The 16832-nt window shown below is 69.8% G+C and carries 15 protein-coding genes; 11 read left to right on the top strand and 4 right to left on the bottom strand.

Annotated features, from left to right (window positions below):
* The first annotated feature begins 4 nt into the window (after positions 1-4).
* The gene (locus tag BW982_RS07855) at positions 5-808 is read left to right on the top strand and encodes a DUF1206 domain-containing protein (protein ID WP_076491622.1); all 804 of its coding nucleotides are present in this window, start codon (positions 5-7) and stop codon (positions 806-808) included.
* A gap of 3 nt (positions 809-811) precedes the next feature.
* Here the strand turns inward: BW982_RS07855 and BW982_RS07850 are convergent, their stop codons facing one another.
* Complete coding sequence (locus tag BW982_RS07850) at positions 812-1435, bottom strand: TetR/AcrR family transcriptional regulator (protein ID WP_076491619.1); 624 nt, start codon at positions 1433-1435, stop codon at positions 812-814.
* 172 nt (positions 1436-1607) lie between these two features.
* Between BW982_RS07850 and BW982_RS07845 the strand changes: the two genes are divergently transcribed.
* The 4 genes from BW982_RS07845 to BW982_RS07830 all read left to right on the top strand — a co-directional run bounded on the left by BW982_RS07845 (position 1608) and on the right by BW982_RS07830 (position 8637).
* Positions 1608-3209, top strand: a complete 1602-nt coding sequence (locus BW982_RS07845; protein WP_076491617.1) for an amidohydrolase — start codon at positions 1608-1610, stop codon at positions 3207-3209.
* Between the two features lie 16 nt (positions 3210-3225).
* Positions 3226-4581: an APC family permease gene (locus BW982_RS07840; RefSeq protein WP_076491615.1), complete on the top strand. Its 1356-nt coding sequence runs from the start codon at positions 3226-3228 to the stop codon at positions 4579-4581.
* 116 nt (positions 4582-4697) lie between these two features.
* On the top strand, positions 4698-7541 hold the full coding sequence (locus BW982_RS07835; RefSeq protein WP_139327353.1) for an aminotransferase: 2844 nt from the start codon (positions 4698-4700) through the stop codon (positions 7539-7541).
* A gap of 76 nt (positions 7542-7617) precedes the next feature.
* The gene (locus BW982_RS07830) at positions 7618-8637 is read left to right on the top strand and encodes a zinc-dependent alcohol dehydrogenase family protein (RefSeq protein ID WP_076491610.1); all 1020 of its coding nucleotides are present in this window, start codon (positions 7618-7620) and stop codon (positions 8635-8637) included.
* Positions 8638-8640: 3 nt separating this feature from the next.
* On the opposite strand, the gene BW982_RS07825 is transcribed toward BW982_RS07830, so the two are convergent.
* Positions 8641-9447, bottom strand: a complete 807-nt coding sequence (locus BW982_RS07825; protein ID WP_076491607.1) for a DeoR/GlpR family DNA-binding transcription regulator — start codon at positions 9445-9447, stop codon at positions 8641-8643.
* A gap of 233 nt (positions 9448-9680) precedes the next feature.
* On the opposite strand from BW982_RS07825, the gene BW982_RS07820 reads away from it, so the two are divergent.
* From BW982_RS07820 to BW982_RS07800, 5 genes are all read left to right on the top strand, one after another.
* Complete coding sequence (locus tag BW982_RS07820) at positions 9681-10973, top strand: ABC transporter substrate-binding protein (RefSeq protein WP_076491606.1); 1293 nt, start codon at positions 9681-9683, stop codon at positions 10971-10973.
* A gap of 73 nt (positions 10974-11046) precedes the next feature.
* Positions 11047-11976, top strand: a complete 930-nt coding sequence (locus BW982_RS07815) for a carbohydrate ABC transporter permease (protein ID WP_076491603.1) — start codon at positions 11047-11049, stop codon at positions 11974-11976.
* Between the two features lies 1 nt (position 11977).
* Positions 11978-12823, top strand: a complete 846-nt coding sequence (locus tag BW982_RS07810; protein ID WP_076491601.1) for a carbohydrate ABC transporter permease — start codon at positions 11978-11980, stop codon at positions 12821-12823.
* A 32-nt stretch (positions 12824-12855) separates the two neighbouring features.
* On the top strand, positions 12856-13719 hold the full coding sequence (locus BW982_RS07805) for a ketose-bisphosphate aldolase (protein ID WP_076491598.1): 864 nt from the start codon (positions 12856-12858) through the stop codon (positions 13717-13719).
* Positions 13720-13737: 18 nt separating this feature from the next.
* Entirely contained in the window at positions 13738-14988 is a 1251-nt protein-coding gene (locus BW982_RS07800; protein ID WP_076491595.1) for an ADP-dependent glucokinase/phosphofructokinase, read from the top strand.
* Between the two features lie 3 nt (positions 14989-14991).
* On the opposite strand, the gene BW982_RS07795 is transcribed toward BW982_RS07800, so the two are convergent.
* Positions 14992-15957 (bottom strand): alpha/beta fold hydrolase, encoded by a 966-nt coding sequence (locus BW982_RS07795; RefSeq protein WP_076491592.1) that lies wholly within the window; start codon positions 15955-15957, stop codon positions 14992-14994.
* A 79-nt stretch (positions 15958-16036) separates the two neighbouring features.
* Here BW982_RS07795 and BW982_RS07790 point away from each other — a divergent pair, with 79 nt between their 5' ends.
* Positions 16037-16282, top strand: a complete 246-nt coding sequence (locus tag BW982_RS07790; RefSeq protein WP_076491590.1) for a DUF3072 domain-containing protein — start codon at positions 16037-16039, stop codon at positions 16280-16282.
* 19 nt (positions 16283-16301) lie between these two features.
* Here BW982_RS07790 and BW982_RS07785 read toward each other — a convergent pair whose 3' ends face one another.
* Positions 16302-16766 carry a MarR family winged helix-turn-helix transcriptional regulator gene (locus tag BW982_RS07785; protein ID WP_076491587.1) on the bottom strand — a complete coding sequence of 155 codons (465 nt, stop codon included), beginning with the start codon at positions 16764-16766 and terminating at the stop codon, positions 16302-16304.
* Positions 16767-16832 lie beyond the last annotated feature (66 nt).

The raw sequence follows: 16832 nt of genomic DNA, 5'->3' as shown, positions 1-16832 counted from the left end.
ACGGATGACCTCCGCCAGCGCCGCCGCAGACAAAGCACAAGACTCGACCGCCTTCCGTGTCGCCGCCCGTGTCGGGTACGTCGTGCTCGGGGTGCTCCATCTCCTCATCGGCGTCATCGCGATCACGATCGCCACCGGCGGCGCGGGTGACAGCGCCGACCAGTCGGGAGCGCTCGCCCAGGTCGCCGCCGCTCCCGCCGGACTGCTCCTGCTGTGGGTCATCGTCGTCGGTCTCGCGGCGCTGGCGATCTGGCAGATCAGCGAGGCCGTCGTCGAGCGGAACCCGGATGCCAAGAAGCGGTGGGGCTATCGGGCGAAGTACGTCGGTACCGCGGTGGCCTACGCGGCGATCGCGGGCACCGCATTCACAGCGGCGACGGGGGGACGATCGCAGTCCTCGGAGCAGACGAAGAACTTCAGCGCCACCCTGCTCGCGTCGCCCGGTGGCGTCTTCCTCCTCGTCCTCATCGGCGTGGCCGTCGCGGCGGTGGGAGTGGCGTTCGTCGTCCGCGGCATCACCCGCGCGTTCCTGAAGAGCATCTCGGTCCCGAGCGGCGCCGCGGGCCGTGGCATCCGGGCGTTCGGCACGGGGGGATACATCGCGAAGGGCATCGCGGTGGGGGTGGCCGGCATCCTGTTCGTGGTCGCGGCGCTCACCCACGACCCGAACGCCGCGACGGGACTCGATGGAGCTCTCCGCACGCTCGCGGGCCTCCCGTTCGGCCAGATCGTGCTCTGGCTCGTGGGCGCGGGACTCGTGGTCTACGGCCTGTTCTGCTTCGCCCGTTCGCGCTACGCCCGCATGTGAGCCTCAGCGCCGTGGGCGCGCTCCGGCGATGAGCAGGCTGAGGCCCAGTTCGAAAGCGCGAGTGGCCACCGGGTCGACGGGGTCGTGATTCTCGAGCGCCGCGTAGGCGGCGGCGAAACGCGGGACGGTCGCCTCCTGGCCGGTGGGGTCGAACATGACGCTCGGCCCGGACATGTCGAGCACACTGCCGAGGATGAACGACTCGAACGCCGTCAGGAGCGGCAGGATGTCGTCGCTCGTCCAGCCGACCCGCTCGGCGGCGCACGCGAAGTCCTCGTATTGCGACATCAGCAGCGGCGCGGACGACCGGTGCGACATCAGCAGCGGGATGGTCTTCGGATGCCGGCGGAAGGCGTCGCGGTACGAGCGCGCCCAGAGCGCCAGACCCTCCTCCCAGTCCTGCTCGCGCAGGGCGGTCGAGTCGATGCGCGCGGAGACGAGGGCGCGCACGTCCTCGATGAGGGCGGCCAGGTTCGGCACGTGGTTGTACAGCGACGTCGGGTGCACGTTCAATCGGTCGGCGACGCGGCGGATGCTCGCCCCGTCGGATCCGTCGCGGTCGACGAGGGCGAGGGCTGCGCGCGCGATCGCTTCGCGGGAGAGCTTCGGATGCGACGGCCGGGGCACGACGGAGCCTTTCGGTCGGGGTTCGACAACGCTACGCGATCGCTCGTGTTTCGACGGTGTATCGGTGCGGTGAAGAGTCGGCGAAACGGGCGACGGCCGCGGGAAAGAAACCGTAGCGTTCGTAAAACCTACGCTGTATGTTTCATTCGGGCGTGGTCTCGAGGAGGTTTCCATGGCGGTCGTCGTATTCCACGGTGGCGCGATCCGGGTCGACGGCGTCGGCCCCGACGCCGACCGACTGGTCGTCGTCGACGGGGTGATCGCGGACCCCGATCATCCCGTGCCCGCGGACGCCGAGACCGTCGACCTCGAGGGCGGGCTGCTGCTCCCCGCCTTCCGCGACGGTCACGCGCATCCGCTCCTGGCGGGGCGCGAGCGCCGCGGCCCGGTCCTGCGCGATGCGAGCTCGGTCGACGAGATCGTGGAGCGGGTGCGCGCGTGGGCCGCCGAGTCCGACGAGCCGTGGCTGGTGGGCGGCAGTTACGACGCCACTCTCGTCGACGGCGGCGTGTTCGACGCACGGTGGCTCGATGCGGCCGTTCCCGACCGCCCGGTCGTGCTCCACGCGTGGGACTACCACACGGCCTGGGTCAACACGGCGGCCCTCGAGGCCGCGGGGGTGGATGCCGACACCCCCGACCCCGCGCTCGGGCGCATCCTGCGAAGGGCCGACGGATCCCCGCGCGGCACCCTCGTCGAGCGGCCCGCGATCGATCTCGTGCTCGATCGCGCCCCTCGGCCGGGCCTGGCCGCGGATGTCGACGCGCTGGCGTGGGCTACGCAGCAGCTCGCGACCCACGGCATCGTCTGGGCGCAGGAGGCGTGGGCGGAGGAGCACGACGTCCCCTCCTGGATGGCGGCGGCGCGCGCCGGCCGACTGGCCGTCGACGTCGACCTCGCGCTCCGCGCCGACCCGCAGCGGTGGCCCGGGCAGTTGGAGCACCTCCGCCGCACCGCCCGAGCCGTGCGGGACGAACCGGGACTGACCTGCCGTACGGTGAAGTTCTTCGTCGACGGCATCCTCGAGAACCATACGGCGCACCTGCTCGAGTGCTACCACGACGCCCAGACCCGGGGACTCCCCAACTGGCGGCCCGATCAGTTGGCCGACGCGGTCGTCGCGTGCGACGCGGCCGGGTTCGACGTGCACCTGCACGCGATCGGCGACGCCGCGGTCCGTGCCGCGATCGACGCCGCGGAACGGATCCGCGAGAGCCTCCGCGGGGGGCGCCGGCTCACGATCGCGCATGCCCAGGTCATCGACCCCGTCGACCTCGATCGCCTGGCCGACCTCGACGTGACCTTCTGCTTCCAGCCGCAGTGGGCCATGCCCGACGCGGTGATGACCGACCTCACTCTTCCGCGCCTGGGACCCGGGCGCGAACGGCAGTACCGCATGCACTCGGCCCAGAAGGCCGGTGCCCGCCTCAGCTTCGGCAGCGACTGGCCGGTCACCTCGCCCGAGGTGCTCGCCGGCATCCGCACCGCCGTCACCCGCCAGGACACCGACGGACTCCCCGCCGGTGGATGGCAGCCCGACGAGCGCCTCACCGTCGACGAGGCTCTCGACGCCGCCACCCTCGGCGTCGCCCACCAGGCCGGAGACCAGGACGACCGGGGGACCCTGCGACCCGGAATGGTCGCCGACCTCGTCTGGATCGACCGGGACATCCGCCGCACCCCGGCGTCCCGGATCGCCGATGCACGTGTCCGCGGCACCTGGCGCCGTGGCATCCCCACCTTCCTCGCCGTCCCCGCGGCCGCCGTTCTCTGACCCGAACAGGAACCCGATGTCCTCCACCGACACCTCGCTGCGGCGAGTCATGGGAGTGCCCTCCCTCGTCATCTTCGGCCTGGCGTACATGGTGCCTCTCACCGTGTTCACCACTTACGGCCTCGTCGCCGTCACCACCGGCGGCCACGTGCCGACGGCGTACCTCGTGACGCTCGTGGCCATGCTCTTCACCGCGTTCAGCTACGCCGCCCTCGTGAAGGCGTTCCCGCGTGCCGGCAGCGCCTACACGTACGCACGTCGGGCGTTCGGCGGCCACGTCGGCTTCCTCACCGGGTGGTCGTTGATGATCGACTACCTGCTGCTGCCGCTCATCAACTACGTGCTCATGGGCATCTACCTCAACGCGCAGCTCCCCGGCATCCCGCCCTGGGTGTTCGCGCTCGCGGGCGTGCTGCTCATCACGGGACTGAACATCGTCGGGATCACGGTCGTGCGAAACGCGAACCTCGTCCTGGTCGGGCTGCAACTGGTGTTCGCCGCCGTGTTCGTGGTGTGCGCGATCGCCCACGTCGCCCAGAACCCGGGGGTGTCGCTGCTGCAGCCGCTGTATGACGCCGGGCTGACCTTCCCGGGCCTGCTGGCCGGCGCGGCGATGCTCGCGCTGTCGTTCCTCGGCTTCGACGCGATCTCGACCCTGTCGGAAGAGGCCCGCGACGCGCAGCGCACCGTCCCGCGCGCGATCATCCTCACGACGATCATCGGCGGACTCATCTTCACCGTGATCGCCTACGTCTCGACGCTCGTCATCCCGAACGTGGCGGACCTGACCAACCCGGATGCCGCCGCGAACCAGATCATGGAGGTGGCGGCGGGCCGCTGGCTCGAGGTCTTCTTCCTCGTGGCCTACATCGCCGGGTGCATCGCCGCGGCCCTCGCCTCGCAGGCCAGCGTCTCCCGCATCCTCTTCGCGATGGGCCGTGACGGCGTGCTGCCGCGGTTCTTCGCGCGGCTGAGCCGTCGCTACCAGACGCCCATCGGTGCGGCGATCTTCGTGGGCGTCGTGTCGCTGGCCGCGCTCTTCGCCGACCTGAACACCGTGGCATCCCTCATCAGCTTCGGCGCGCTCGCCGCCTTCTCGCTGGTGAACCTGTCGGTGATCAAGCACTTCCTCATCGACGAGAAGCGGCACGGGGGAGCGGCGGTGTTCCGCTACGGCGTGCTCCCCGCCCTCGGGTTCGCCCTGACCGCGTGGCTGTGGTTCAGCCTCTCGCCGCTGGCGCTCACGGTCGGGCTGGTGTGGATCGGCGTCGGCATCGTCTGGCTCGCGATCCTCACACGCGGATTCCGTCGTCGCCCGCCCGAGGTCGAGTTCGACGACGAGGCCCCCGCTCCCGAGCGCGTCCTGGCCTGACCCGTCCGGCGCGGCGTCCCGTTCCCCGGGGCGCCGCGCCGCCCTAGTGTTTTCTCGTCACCCGAAGACCCGGGGCGCTGCCGCCCCATCCCGTTCCGCGCCCCATGGAGCCCGTCATGACCGACACCCTGTTCGACTACTTCACGGCCGGCGAACTGCCGACGCCGACCCTCTCCACCGATGAGGCCGTCGCGCTCCTCCGCGACGTGCACGGGCTCGACGTGGAGCTCCAGAGCCTCGGCAGCCAGCAGGACCAGAACTTCCTCGTCCGTCCCGCCGGGGGCGGCGAACCGCTGGGGGTGCTGAAGATCAGCAACCCCGTGTTCAGCGAGATCGAGATCGACATGCAGGATGCCGCGGCCGCCGCCGTCGCGCGGGCCGAGCCGGGGTTGCGTGTCCCCGAGATCGTCGAGGGCCCCCGCGGTCCGATGACCGGCTGGTGGGAGACGAGCCAGGGTCGGCTGCATGCGCGGGTGATCTCGTTCGTCCCGGGCTCGACCCTGATGGGATCGGGCTACCTGTCGCCGCGCGTGGTCGAACGCCTCGGTGAACTCTCGGCCGCGGTCAGCGTGGCGCTCGCGGGGGAGACGCACCCCGCGTCCGGTCGCGTGCTGCAGTGGGATCTGCAGCACGCGGAGCGCGTGATCGCCGAGATCTCCGCGACCGAACCGGATGCCGGGGTGCGCGAGTACTGCGCCGCGGCCACGGCCGCCGCCCTCGCCGTGCTGCACCCCGTCGCCGACGCCCTGCCGCGGCAACTCGGTCACTTCGACGTGACCGACGACAACGTCCTGCGCCCGCACGGCGTCGCGACCCTCCCCGACGCCGTCATCGACTTCGGCGACGTCATCGAATCGTGGTCCGTGGGGGAGATCGCGGTGACCGTGTCGTCGGTGCTCCACCACGACGGCGCGACCTACGCCTCGACCCTGCCCGCGATCGCGGCGTTCGATCGTCGCCGCCCGCTGTCCGACGACGAGATCACGGCGCTGTGGCCCCTCGTCGTGCTGCGCGGGGTCGTCCTCGTGCTGAGCGGCCGTCAGCAGGTGCGGCTCGACGATGCGAACGATTACGCCACCAACGCGCTCGACCGCGAGTTCGAGATCCTCCGCCGCGCCGTCGCCGTGCCGGTCGAGGTCGCGACCGCCCGCATCCGCCGAGCCCTCGGTCGTCCGACCTCCGACCTCCCGGCCTGGGAGAGCGCGCCGATCCTCCCCGCGACGCTCCGTCCCGTCGTCCTGGATGCCACGACCCTGTCGCCGCTGTCGGACGAAGGGGCGTGGCTCGACGCCGATGCCCTCGAGCGGGCGGCGCAGCGCCTGATCGACGGCGGTGCCGACGCGGTCGTCCTCCCCGCCCTCGTGCCGACGCTCCTGGGCGCCCCCTCCCGCACCCCCGAGGAGCCGGCGACCGTGCCGACGGCCGCGTCGGTGTGGTTCGCGACGCCGACGAGCCTCGAACTGCCCGACGGCGCGCTCTCGGTGCGCGTGGGAGACGGCATCCCGAGCTCCGGTGCGGGCACGGTCGAGGTGCCCGCCCGGACACGTGTGCGCGTGCTGCTCAGCGCCCTCGACCCGGCGGAGATCCCGGATGCCGTGCGGCCGAGCGACCTGCCCGGCTGGCGTGCCGTGATCGGCGATGCGACCCCCGCGCTCGGTGTCGCCGCGCCCGCGGCCGAACCGGACGATCTGCTCGAACGCCGTGAGGCCGTCGTCGCCGAGGTGCAGGAGCACTACTACTCCCGGCCGCCGCAGATCGAGCGCGGGTGGCGCGAGTACCTCGTGGGCGTCGACGGACGCGTCTACCTCGACATGGTGAACAACGTCGCCTCGGTCGGCCACGCGCACCCGCGGATCCACGCCGCCGTCTCGCGTCAGACGCGCCTGCTCAACACCAACTCGCGTTTCCACTACGCCGCGATCACCGAGTACGGCGAGCGGCTGGCCGCCACCCTGCCCGACGAACTCGACACGGTGTTCTTCGTCAACTCCGGCTCGGAGGCGGTGGACCTCGCGATCCGTCTCGGCATGGCCGCGACCGGCCGCAGCGACGTCATCGCGATGGCCGAGGCGTACCACGGCTGGACCTACGCCAGCGACGCGGTGTCGACCTCGATCGCCGACAACCCCAACGCCCTGGAGACCCGCCCCGACTGGGTGCACACGGTCGACGCCGCGAACTCCTACCGCGGTCGTCACCGCGGGGCGGATGCCGCGCGCTACGCGCCCGAGGCGGTGGAACGCATCCGCGCGTTCGCCGCCGAAGGGCACGCGCCCGCGGCCTTCCTCAGCGAGACCTTCTACGGCAACGCCGGGGGTGTCGCGCTCCCCGACGGCTACCTCCGCGAGGTCTACGCCGCGGTGCGCGAGCTCGGCGGTCTCGCGATCGCCGACGAGGTGCAGGTCGGGTTCGGCCGTCTCGGGTCGTGGTTCTGGGGCTTCCGGCAGCAGGGCGTGGTGCCCGACATCGTCGCGGTCGCGAAGTCGATCGGCGGCGGGTTCCCGCTCGGCGCCGTCATCACGCGCCGCGAGATCGCCGACCGCTACCGCACGCAGGGCTACTTCTTCTCGTCGACGGGCGGTTCGCCGCTGTCGTCGGTGGTGGGCAGCACGATCCTCGACATCATCGAGGACGAGGGGCTGCAGGAGAACGCCCGTGTCGTCGGCGGACACCTGAAGGCCCGTCTCGAGGCGCTGGGGGAGCGGCATCCGCTCGTCGGCACCGTGCACGGGTCGGGGCTGTACCTGGGCCTCGAATTCGTGCGCGACCGCGCGACGCTCGAGCCCGCGACCGAGGAGACCGCGGCGATCTGCGACCGCCTCCTCGAGCTCGGCGTCGTCATGCAGCCGACCGGCGATCACCAGAACGTGCTGAAGATCAAGCCGCCTCTGTGCGTCTCGCATGCCTCGGCCGACTACTTCGCCGACATGCTCGACCGGGTGCTGTCCACCGGGTTCTGATCGCGCAAGCCCGGCCCGCCGCTCGGGTGGGAGGAGTAGACCTGTGGTCGAGACCTTCCACCCGAGAGGAGCCCCCATGCGTGGAGTCATCATGCACGCCGCCGGCGACGTGCGCGTCGAAGACCGCGACGACCCGGTCATCCAGGAGCCGACGGATGCCATCATCCGCCTCGCCGCGTCCTGCATCTGCGGCTCGGACCTCTGGCCTTACCGTGGGGCGGACACCGTGGATGCCACCCCCATGGGCCACGAGTACGTCGGGGTCGTGACCGAGATCGGTGACGCGGTGGAGAACGTGAAGGTGGGCGACTTCGTCGTCGGCTCGTTCATGGCCTCGGACAACACGTGCGAGATCTGTCAGGCCGGGTATCAGTCGCGCTGCGTGCACGTCGTCCCGATGGGGCGCGTCGGCACCCAGGCCGAGTTCGCCCGCATCCCGCTCGCCGACGGCACTCTCGTCGCGACCCCGGGGCAGCCGGATGCCGACCTCATCCCGTCGCTGCTCGCCGCGAGCGATGTCCTCGGCACGGGCTGGTTCGCCGCGGTGGCGGCGGAGGTCGGCCCCGGCAAGACGGTCGCGGTGGTCGGCGACGGAGCCGTCGGGCTGCTCGGCATCCTGGCCGCGAAGCAGCTCGGCGCCGAGCGCATCATCGCGATGTCGCGTCACGCCGACCGCCAGGAGCTCGCGCGTCGGTTCGGCGCGACCGACATCGTCGAGGAGCGCGGCGACGAGGGGATCGCGAAGGTCAAGGAACTCACCGGCGGGCTCGGCGCGCACTCCGTCATCGAGGCCGTCGGCACGCAGCAGTCGATGGAGCAGGCCGTGCGCTCGACGCGCCCCGGCGGGCACATCGGGTTCGTCGGCGTCTCGCACGACGTCACGCTCGAGGGGCAGGAGCTGTTCCGCTCCGCGGTGCACCTCCACGGCGGTCCTGCGCCCGTGCGACGCTTCCTGCCGGAGCTCATCCAGCTCATCTGGGACCGCGAGATCGACCCGGGTGCCGTCTTCGACCTCACCCTCCCGCTCGAGGAGGCCGCGGAGGGCTACCGCGCGATGGACGAACGCCGCGCGACGAAGGTGCTGCTCACGGTCTGATCCTCAGGGTGTGAGGACCGTCACTCCGGCCTCCTCCAGAGCCGCGGCGAGCGCTGCGGACGGAGGGGCGTCGGTGATGAGGTAGTCGGCCTTCTCCAGCGCCGTGACCTGGGCGAACAGGCGCCGGTCGAGTTTGGTGGAGTCCGCGAGGATCGCGGTGCGATCGGCGCGCTGGATCATCTCGCTCATCATGGTCGCGTCGCCGAGGTTGCTGGTCGAGAAGCCGGAGGCGTCCACGGCCCCCACCGCGATCAGCGCGTAGTCGCAGCGGATCTCCACGTCGGCACTGTTCGATGCGGCGGCGAGCGTCACCGGACCGGTGGTCGCCTGGGTGATCGTGCGCACCGCGCCGCCGAAGATGAACAGGTCGCGGAAGACGCCGGGGGAGATCTCGGCGGGGATGCGCAGATTGTTCGTCGCGATGGTGAGGTTGCGGTGGTTGCGGAGCGCCCGCGCCACGGCGAGCGTGGTCGTCCCCGCGTTGAGCATCACGACGGAGCCGTCCTCGATGAGGTCGGCGGCGATCGCGGCGATCTTCTCCTTCTCGGCGGTCTGCATCTGCAGGCGCACGTCGAGCCCGCGATCGCGTCCGGGAACGGACATCGCGCTCACCGCACCTCCGTGCGTGCGCACGACGATGCCCTCGCGGTCGAGCTGATCGAGATCGCGGCGCACGGTGTCGATCGAGACGCCGAAGTGCGACGCGAGATCGACGACCGTGACCTGTCCGGTTTCGGCGACGTACGCGGCGAGCTCGGCTTTCCGCCCGGCCGGGAGTCGCTTCTTGGTGTGAGTGGTTGTGCCCTCCATGCCGTCATCTCTAGCACAGAGCGGCAAATCGATCGACCTCTTTCGGTCGAAATCCGCACGAAACGGCACAATTCTGCGTTTCTTTCGGGGGATCGACGCTGTCGCGTGCCGGAATTGTCACGAATCTGCATCGCAACCTTGACGCAGGCCGCAGATCCGCGCATACTCATGCTGAAAGACGCAAGAACGCGCAGAACAGCGCGAATAACAGCAGATCTCAATGAGGAGAAACGATGGACAACAGCGGGCGCGGGCGTCGAAACGCCATCAAGCTCGTCGGTGCCGCCGCAGCGGCCACGACCCTCCTGGCGATGGCGGGGTGCTCGTCGAACTCGGCGGCCCCTTCCGACGGCGGTGATGTGACGATCGAGTTCGCCCAGTGGTGGGAGCCCGAGCTTCCCGACGGCCAGTTCCGCGCGCTCATGGACACCTTCGAGCAGGAGAACCCGGGCATCAAGGTCGACCTGGTCAGCGGTCCGTACGCCTCGACCAAGGAGCAGCTCTTCGCGGGTGCCGCCTCCGGCACCATGCCCGACGTCGTCGGTCTCGACGGCGCGTGGGTCAGCGACTTCGCCCAGCAGGGCGTCATCGCCGACCTGTCGAAGCTCATGAGCGACTCCGGCTACGACGAGAGCCAGCTCGCCAGCCAGATCAAGGTCGACGGCAGCACCTACATGATCCCGGTCGTCAACTTCGTGTACCCGATGTTCACGAACGACGCCCTGCTGTCGCAGGCCGGTGTCAGCGCACCCCCGTCCACGCGCACCGAGTTCGCCGACGCGGCGAAGAAGATCAAGGCCCTCGGCGGCGACGTCTCGGGCTGGGTGCTCCCGCTCTCGCTCGAAGCCCCCAACGGCGTGCAGAACGACGTCATGTCATGGGTGTGGGCCTCCGGTGGATCGATGCTCAAGGACGGAAAGCCCGACCTGACGAACAAGGACGTCACGTCGGCGACCGACTACATTCAGCAGCTCTGGAACGACGGGGTCATCGCGCCCGGATCCTTCACCATGAAGGAGCAGGACAAGGTCGAGGAGTTCACCAACGGCCGCGTCGGCATGATGATCGACTCGCTCGCCCACATCAACCTCATCCGCGAGTCGAACCCCGACCTGAAGTTCTCGATCTCGGCCATCCCCGCCGAGGACGGCTTCACCGGTGAGCGGGGCATCCCGTACGCCTCGTGGGGCATCGGCGTGGCCGAGAACTCCGAGCACAAGGACGCCGCGTTCAAGCTCGTGTCCTTCCTGATGGGCAAGGACGTCAACTCGCAGCTGTCCACGATGGCCAAGGCCTTCCCGGGCAACACCGAGTCCGTGCCGGACTTCGTCAACGACGACGCCCTGTTCAAGACGGCGTTCGACATCTACAAGGCCGGCTACCCGGCGAACGAGTTCACCGGACTCCCCGTCGCCGAGGAGCTCATGCGCCAGTTCGGTGAGCAGTTCCAGTCCGCCCTGGACGGCCAGCAGTCCATGAAGGACGCGCTGCAGAAGGCCCAGGACGAGTGGACGTCGAAGTTCTGATCCGACGCTGACAGGGGATGCCGCACCGATGAAGCCGGGCGGTGCGGCATCCCCGCCAGGAAGGCCGCACACCATGACCATGCGCACCCTCACTCCCCCCGATACCGAGCTGATCGTCACGGGGCGCCCCACGTCCCGGCGCACGCGCCAGCTCCGCAAGACCTCCGAGGCCTACGGCTTCCTGTCGCCGACGCTGATCCTCCTGTTCGTGCTGATGATCGTGCCGATCGTCATGGTCATCGGCTACTCGTTCCAGGACAACGTCATCACCAACAAGAACCCGCAGTTCGTCGGGCTCGAAAACTACATCGCGGTCCTCACCGACTCGGGGTTCTGGAAGGCCACCGGCAACACGCTCTTCTTCACCCTGACGAGCGTCGCCGCCCACCTCGTCCTCGGCCTCGGCTTCGCGCTCCTGCTGAACAGCCGCCTCATCGGCGCCGTGCCCCGCGCGATCTTCCGCGGCCTCTACGTCCTGCCCTGGCTCTTCACGGTCGCCGTCATCGCGGTCCTGTGGCGCATGCTCCTCGCCCCCAACGGCATCGTCAACTTCCTTCTGAACACGAACATCGAGTGGCTCGCCTCGCCGCAGCTCGCTCTCGGCACGGTCACCTTCATCAACATCTGGGCCGGCTACCCCTTCTTCATGGTGAGCCTGCTCGCCGGCCTCCAAGGCATCCCGAGCGATCTGTACGAAGCCGCCACGGTCGACGGTGCGAGCCCCGTCCAGCGCTTCTGGAACGTCACCATCCCGCAGCTGCGCCCGATCATCGTCAGCCTCGTGCTGCTCGACCTCATCTGGACGTCGCAGCAGTTCGCCCTCATCTGGCTGACCACCGGCGGTGGCCCGATCGACGTCACCGAGATGCTCAGCACCTACACCTACAAGCTCGCGTTCGCCACGTACGACTTCTCGACGGCCTCCACCTCGGCGGTGCTCGTGCTGGCGATGTCCCTGATCATCGCGGTCCTCTACGTCCGCCACCAGAAGGCGAGGGACTGACATGGCCCTGACCACCGTCGCACGCACCCGCGTCGCCCGGACCGGAGTGCTGATCGGACTGATCCTCGGCGCCGTCTTCGCGGCCGGCCCGGTCCTGTGGATGCTCTCGAGCTCGTTCAAATCGAACACGCAGATCTTCGAGCTCCCCCCGCGGCTCATCACCGACACGTTCTCGTTCGACGCCTACGTGAAGATCTTCACGACGCCCGAGACGGTGCGCTTCTTCATCAACAGCTACGTGGTCGCGGGCGCGGTGACGATCCTCACCCTCCTCGTGGCGATCCAGGCGGCGTACGCGTTCAGTCGGTTCGAGTTCCGCGGCAAGCGCATCGTCAACGTGATCATCGTGAGCGTCCAGGCGGTCCCGCCGATCACGCTGCTGATCCCCTACTTCGGGCTCATGGTGACCCTGAAGCTCTACAACACCTACCCGGGCCTGATCCTCACCTACATGGTGTTCACGCTGCCCTACGCGATCATCATGATGACCGGCTACTTCAACACCCTCCCGAAGGAGCTCGACGAGGCGGTCCGGGTCGACGGCGCGGGATCGTTCACCGCCCTCTGGCGCGTCCTCGTGCCGATCTCCATCCCCGGGATCGTGTCGGTCGGCATCTACACGTTCATGATCGCGTGGAACGAGTTCCTCTTCGCGCTGACCCTCACGCGCACCCTCGACATGCGTACGGTGCCGATCGGCATCCAGCTGCTCATGGGCCAGCACTCGTACGAGTGGAACCAGATCATGGCGATGAGCATCCTCGGCTCGATCCCCGTGCTCGTCCTCTTCCTCTTCTTCCAGCGCTTCTTCATCAGCGGCCTGACGGCCGGCTCGGTGAAGAGCTGACTCTCGACCACCACCCCGACAAGGAGAAATCCGTGCTCTACACCGGCAAGTCCATCCTCGACGTGGCGAACGCCCACAGCTTCGCCATCCCGGCATTCAACATCTCCGACTGGGCGATGTTCACCGGGATCATGGACATCAGCGAAGAGAAGTCCGCCCCGGTCATCATCGCCATCCACCCCGACGAGGTGTCGCACATCACCACGGATCTGATCCCCGCGATGCACGCCCGTGCCCACCGGTCGAGCGTTCCCGTCGCGATCCACTGGGACCACGGCGGGTCGTACGAGCAGATGATCACGGCCATCCACTCGGGCTTCACGTCGGTGATGATCGACGCCTCGCTCGAGCCGTTCGAGCAGAACGTCGCGATCACCCGCAAGGTCGTCGAGGCGGCGCACGCGGCCGGCATCCAGGTCGAGGGCGAGCTCGGCACGATCGGCGCGAACGACAGCTACGGCGAGTCGGGTGCGGCCGAGATCATCTACACGAACGTCGACGACGCGGTGCGTTTCGTCGAGCAGACCGGCGTCGACAGCCTGGCGATCGCCATCGGCACCTCGCACGGCCTGTACCCGTCCGACAAGAACCCCGAGCTGCGGCACGACCTGCTCGAGCAGATCAAGGCCGCCGTCGGCATCCCGCTCGTCCTGCACGGCGGATCCAGCAACCCGGACGCCGAGCTCGCGCGCGCCGTGTCGCTGGGCATCAACAAGATCAACATCTCCAGCGACATCAAGGTCGCGTACCACGACCGCATGCGCGAGGTGCTCGGCACCGACCGGCGCCTCCGCGAGCCGAACGCGATCCAGCCCGAGCCCATCGCGGCGATGAAGGTGACCGCGGCCGAGAAGATCGACCTGTTCGGCGCCGCCGGCAAGGCCGACCTGTACTGATCGGGGAGGATCGGCGTCATGGCAGGAGACCTCGTCCTCGGACTCGGCGGCACCGTCGACTACGAGATCCGGTGGGATGCCGACGTGCTCAGCACCCTCGCGGGGGAGTACGGCATCCACCGGGACGAGCTGACCACCACGACGCCGATCATCGACGAGAGGGCCCTCGTCGTCACGGTGCTCGCCTTCCTCGCCACGGGCGGGGGAGGCGAGCGCTTCGTCCTGTCGAGCGAGATCGTCGAACGCTTCGCCGCGCACTTCGACGTCGAGGTGACGCTCGGCGGCACGGGCGTCCGGGCCGGCATCGCGCTGGACCGCATCGGCGTGCCCACGGTGCAGCATCTCGTGAGCATCGACGACAACGTCCGGCGCCTCCTGCCCCCGTCCATGCGCGTGGTCTCCTCCGCCACCCGCGACACCCTCGACCCGCACCTCATCGTGCAGTACCCCCAGGGGGCGGTGGTGCGCGTCGAGGGCGGCGATGTCGTCGCTCCGGCATCCAATCGCCTGATCTTCGCCAACGACGCCCCGAACCGCGAGATGGCGATCGCCGCCGACCTGGGCGAAGCCCTCGCCGAGGCGTCGGCGTTCCTCGTGTCGGGGTTCAACACGATGCAGGATGCCGCGCTGCTCGACCGTCGGCTGCAGGACGTGCGCGCCGCCATGCGGCGCCTGCCGCCGTCGGCGCTCGTGTACTACGAGGACGCCGGGTTCTACGAGCGCTCGTTCGCCGGTCTCGTGCGGACGCGTCTGATGGAGCGCATCGACGTGTACGGCATGAACGAGGACGAGCTGCAGGAGTACCTCGGCCGGCCCCTCGATCTGCTCTCCCCCGACGACGTCGTCGCGGCGCTCGCGGAGGCCCACGCGCTGATCCCGGCACCCGCTCTCGTGGTGCACACGAAGTACTGGGCGGTGGCCGTCGGGCCCGAGGCCGCCCGACACCGCGCCGCGCTGGAGAGCGCGACCCGCACCGCGGCGACGCGCTACCGGCTCGGCGACGCGTGTCGCGCGGACGATCTCGACGACACGGCGCGTCTGCCGCGTCACGCGGGAGGGGCCGCCGTGGTCGCGGCCGCCGAGCAGCGGCTGCCGGCCGTGGGCGTGCCCGCGTACGTCGTCGACGTGGCGCGCCCGACGACCATCGGCCTGGGCGACACCTTCGTGGGCGGCTTCCTCGCGGCCGTCCCGGCGGCGGTGCGGTTCGCCACGGCCGCGGCGCTGGATCGGGCACTGGATGCCGCGACCTCGCGGCAGCGGGTGGGCTGACGCTCAGGAACGCGAGACGTAGGCCCGCCACAGGAGGCGGGCGTGACGCGACTTGGCGCGTTCGACACCGTCCTGATCGCGGCGGACGGCGCTCAACCATTCCGCGATGCGGCTGGCCGTGGCGTCCAGGACCATCTGCAGATCGGCGTGCCGCGCGGGCGGGACCTTCGCCTCGGCGGCGGGCATCCGCCCCCGCGCGGCGAGGTCGTCGGCCAGGTGCCGGTGCACGAGACGCGCGACGCCGACGGCGTGGCCGTTGATGATCGAGTGCGCGGCTCCTTCGATCTCCCACCGGCGCGCACGGGGGGCGCGGGCGACGAGCCGCGAGTGCAGGCGTCGGGGCGACGGGCGGTCGAACTCGCCGCGGATCAGCAGCAGCCGCGCCCGGACCAGGCCGATCCGGTCGGAGATCCGGTACCGCAGCATGTGCGGGAGCACCTCGAGGAAGTAGAGCATCCCGCACAGCAGGTAGGCCGAGAACGCCATGATCGCGATGTGCGCCGATTCCCGGACGGTCGACTGCACGAAGCGCACGGCCTGGACGAGCGCGTTCGCCTCGGCTTCGTCGACGACGGGGCTCACCAGCACGGCGTGCGTGAGGTCGTCGCGGCGGGTCAGCACCTCGGTGACCACCTGCGTGCCCATCGAATGACCGATGAGCACCGGATCGACGAGGCCGTAGTGGGCGATCACGCCCTCCACCTGGTCGGCGAAGAACGCCGCCGTCGGCTCCTCGCCGGACGCCGGCATCCCGGCGAAGCCGGGCAGGTCGAGCGCGTAGACGTCGCCGTGCTCCGCCAGCAGCGGAGCGAGGAACTCGAAGTAGCTCGCCGCGACGCCGATCCCCGCCACGAGCACGAAAGCGCGGTCGGTCGTCGCTCCCGACGACACGATCGTCACGCGGGTCTGCGCGGGTCCGTCCCGGTACACCTGGACGTCCAGGTCGGCGGGGCGGATCCGTTCGGGCACCCCTCCAGGATGCCGCACCCGCCGGGCGGGGGCTGTCAATCCCGGCGAAGCGCCGAGGTCGCCGACCTAGCCTGGCGCGATGACCGATGCTCCCCGTGACCATGAAGAAGAGACCCTCGGTGCCGCGCATGAGGGACAGGACCCCGTAGAGAAGGATCCCTCGGACTGGGTCACCGGCGACGAGCCGATGACCGCTCCGCAGCGCAGCTACCTCGACACGCTCGCCCGCGAGGCGGGCGAGGAGATCACGGCCGACCTGACCAAGGCGGAGGCTTCGGAAGAGATCGACCGCCTCCAGCACGAGACGGGTCGCGCGAACGACTGATCCGTTCCCGCCCCGCCGCTCAGGCGGGGCGGGACTGCAGGTGCTCGACGCGCTGCGTCTCCGCGCGGGCGACCTCGTCGAGGAAATCCGCGACGACGCGGCGCTCTGCCGCCCCGAGCCGCGATGCCGCTTCGGCGACCGACGAGCGACGGACCGCGAGCAGCTGGCGGGCGGGGGAGTCGTGGGCGATCGTCGCACGCACGACGATCGAGCGGCGGTCGCCGGGGAACGGGACGCGTTCGACCCACCCGGCGTCGGCGAGACGATCGATGAGGGCCGTGGTTGCGGCGGAGGAGATGCGGAGCATCTCGGAGAGCAGGCGGGGAGTCACCTGCTCGTCACTCTCTTCCCGGTCGAGGAGGAACCGGAGCACCTTGGCGTCGTTCGGGCCGATGCCGAGGGAATGCAGTGCGACGCGCTCTGAGACGGCGCCGGACTCGGACAGGTCGCTGACGGCCTTCACCACGTCTTCTTCCGTGGCCATGTTCTCGTCACCCCCTGATCGGGATAGTTCGTGTTCCTCGTATCTCAATTACCCATCAAGTAGCGG

Origin of the sequence: Microbacterium sp. RURRCA19A, from assembly GCF_900156455.1 — a bacterium.
Lineage (GTDB): Bacteria > Actinomycetota > Actinomycetes > Actinomycetales > Microbacteriaceae > Microbacterium.
The sequence above is the reverse complement of the archived record's forward strand: the minus strand, read 5'-3'. Positions and strand labels throughout refer to the sequence as shown.

Bases quoted from the DNA above. Each gene is read 5' to 3' on its own strand.
- BW982_RS07820 (WP_076491606.1), top strand. From the start codon at position 9,681: ATGGACAACAGCGGGCGCGGGCGTCGAAACGCCATCAAGCTCGTCGGT.
- BW982_RS07815 (WP_076491603.1), top strand. From the start codon at position 11,047: ATGACCATGCGCACCCTCACTCCCCCCGATACCGAGCTGATCGTCACG.
- BW982_RS07835 (WP_139327353.1), top strand. From the start codon at position 4,698: ATGACCGACACCCTGTTCGACTACTTCACGGCCGGCGAACTGCCGACG.
- BW982_RS07810 (WP_076491601.1), top strand. From the start codon at position 11,978: ATGGCCCTGACCACCGTCGCACGCACCCGCGTCGCCCGGACCGGAGTG.
- BW982_RS07830 (WP_076491610.1), top strand. From the start codon at position 7,618: ATGCGTGGAGTCATCATGCACGCCGCCGGCGACGTGCGCGTCGAAGAC.
- BW982_RS07840 (WP_076491615.1), top strand. From the start codon at position 3,226: ATGTCCTCCACCGACACCTCGCTGCGGCGAGTCATGGGAGTGCCCTCC.
- BW982_RS07845 (WP_076491617.1), top strand. From the start codon at position 1,608: ATGGCGGTCGTCGTATTCCACGGTGGCGCGATCCGGGTCGACGGCGTC.
- BW982_RS07800 (WP_076491595.1), top strand. From the start codon at position 13,738: ATGGCAGGAGACCTCGTCCTCGGACTCGGCGGCACCGTCGACTACGAG.
- BW982_RS07785 (WP_076491587.1), bottom strand. From the start codon at position 16,766: ATGGCCACGGAAGAAGACGTGGTGAAGGCCGTCAGCGACCTGTCCGAG.
- BW982_RS07825 (WP_076491607.1), bottom strand. From the start codon at position 9,447: ATGGAGGGCACAACCACTCACACCAAGAAGCGACTCCCGGCCGGGCGG.
- BW982_RS07790 (WP_076491590.1), top strand. From the start codon at position 16,037: ATGACCGATGCTCCCCGTGACCATGAAGAAGAGACCCTCGGTGCCGCG.
- BW982_RS07855 (WP_076491622.1), top strand. From the start codon at position 5: ATGACCTCCGCCAGCGCCGCCGCAGACAAAGCACAAGACTCGACCGCC.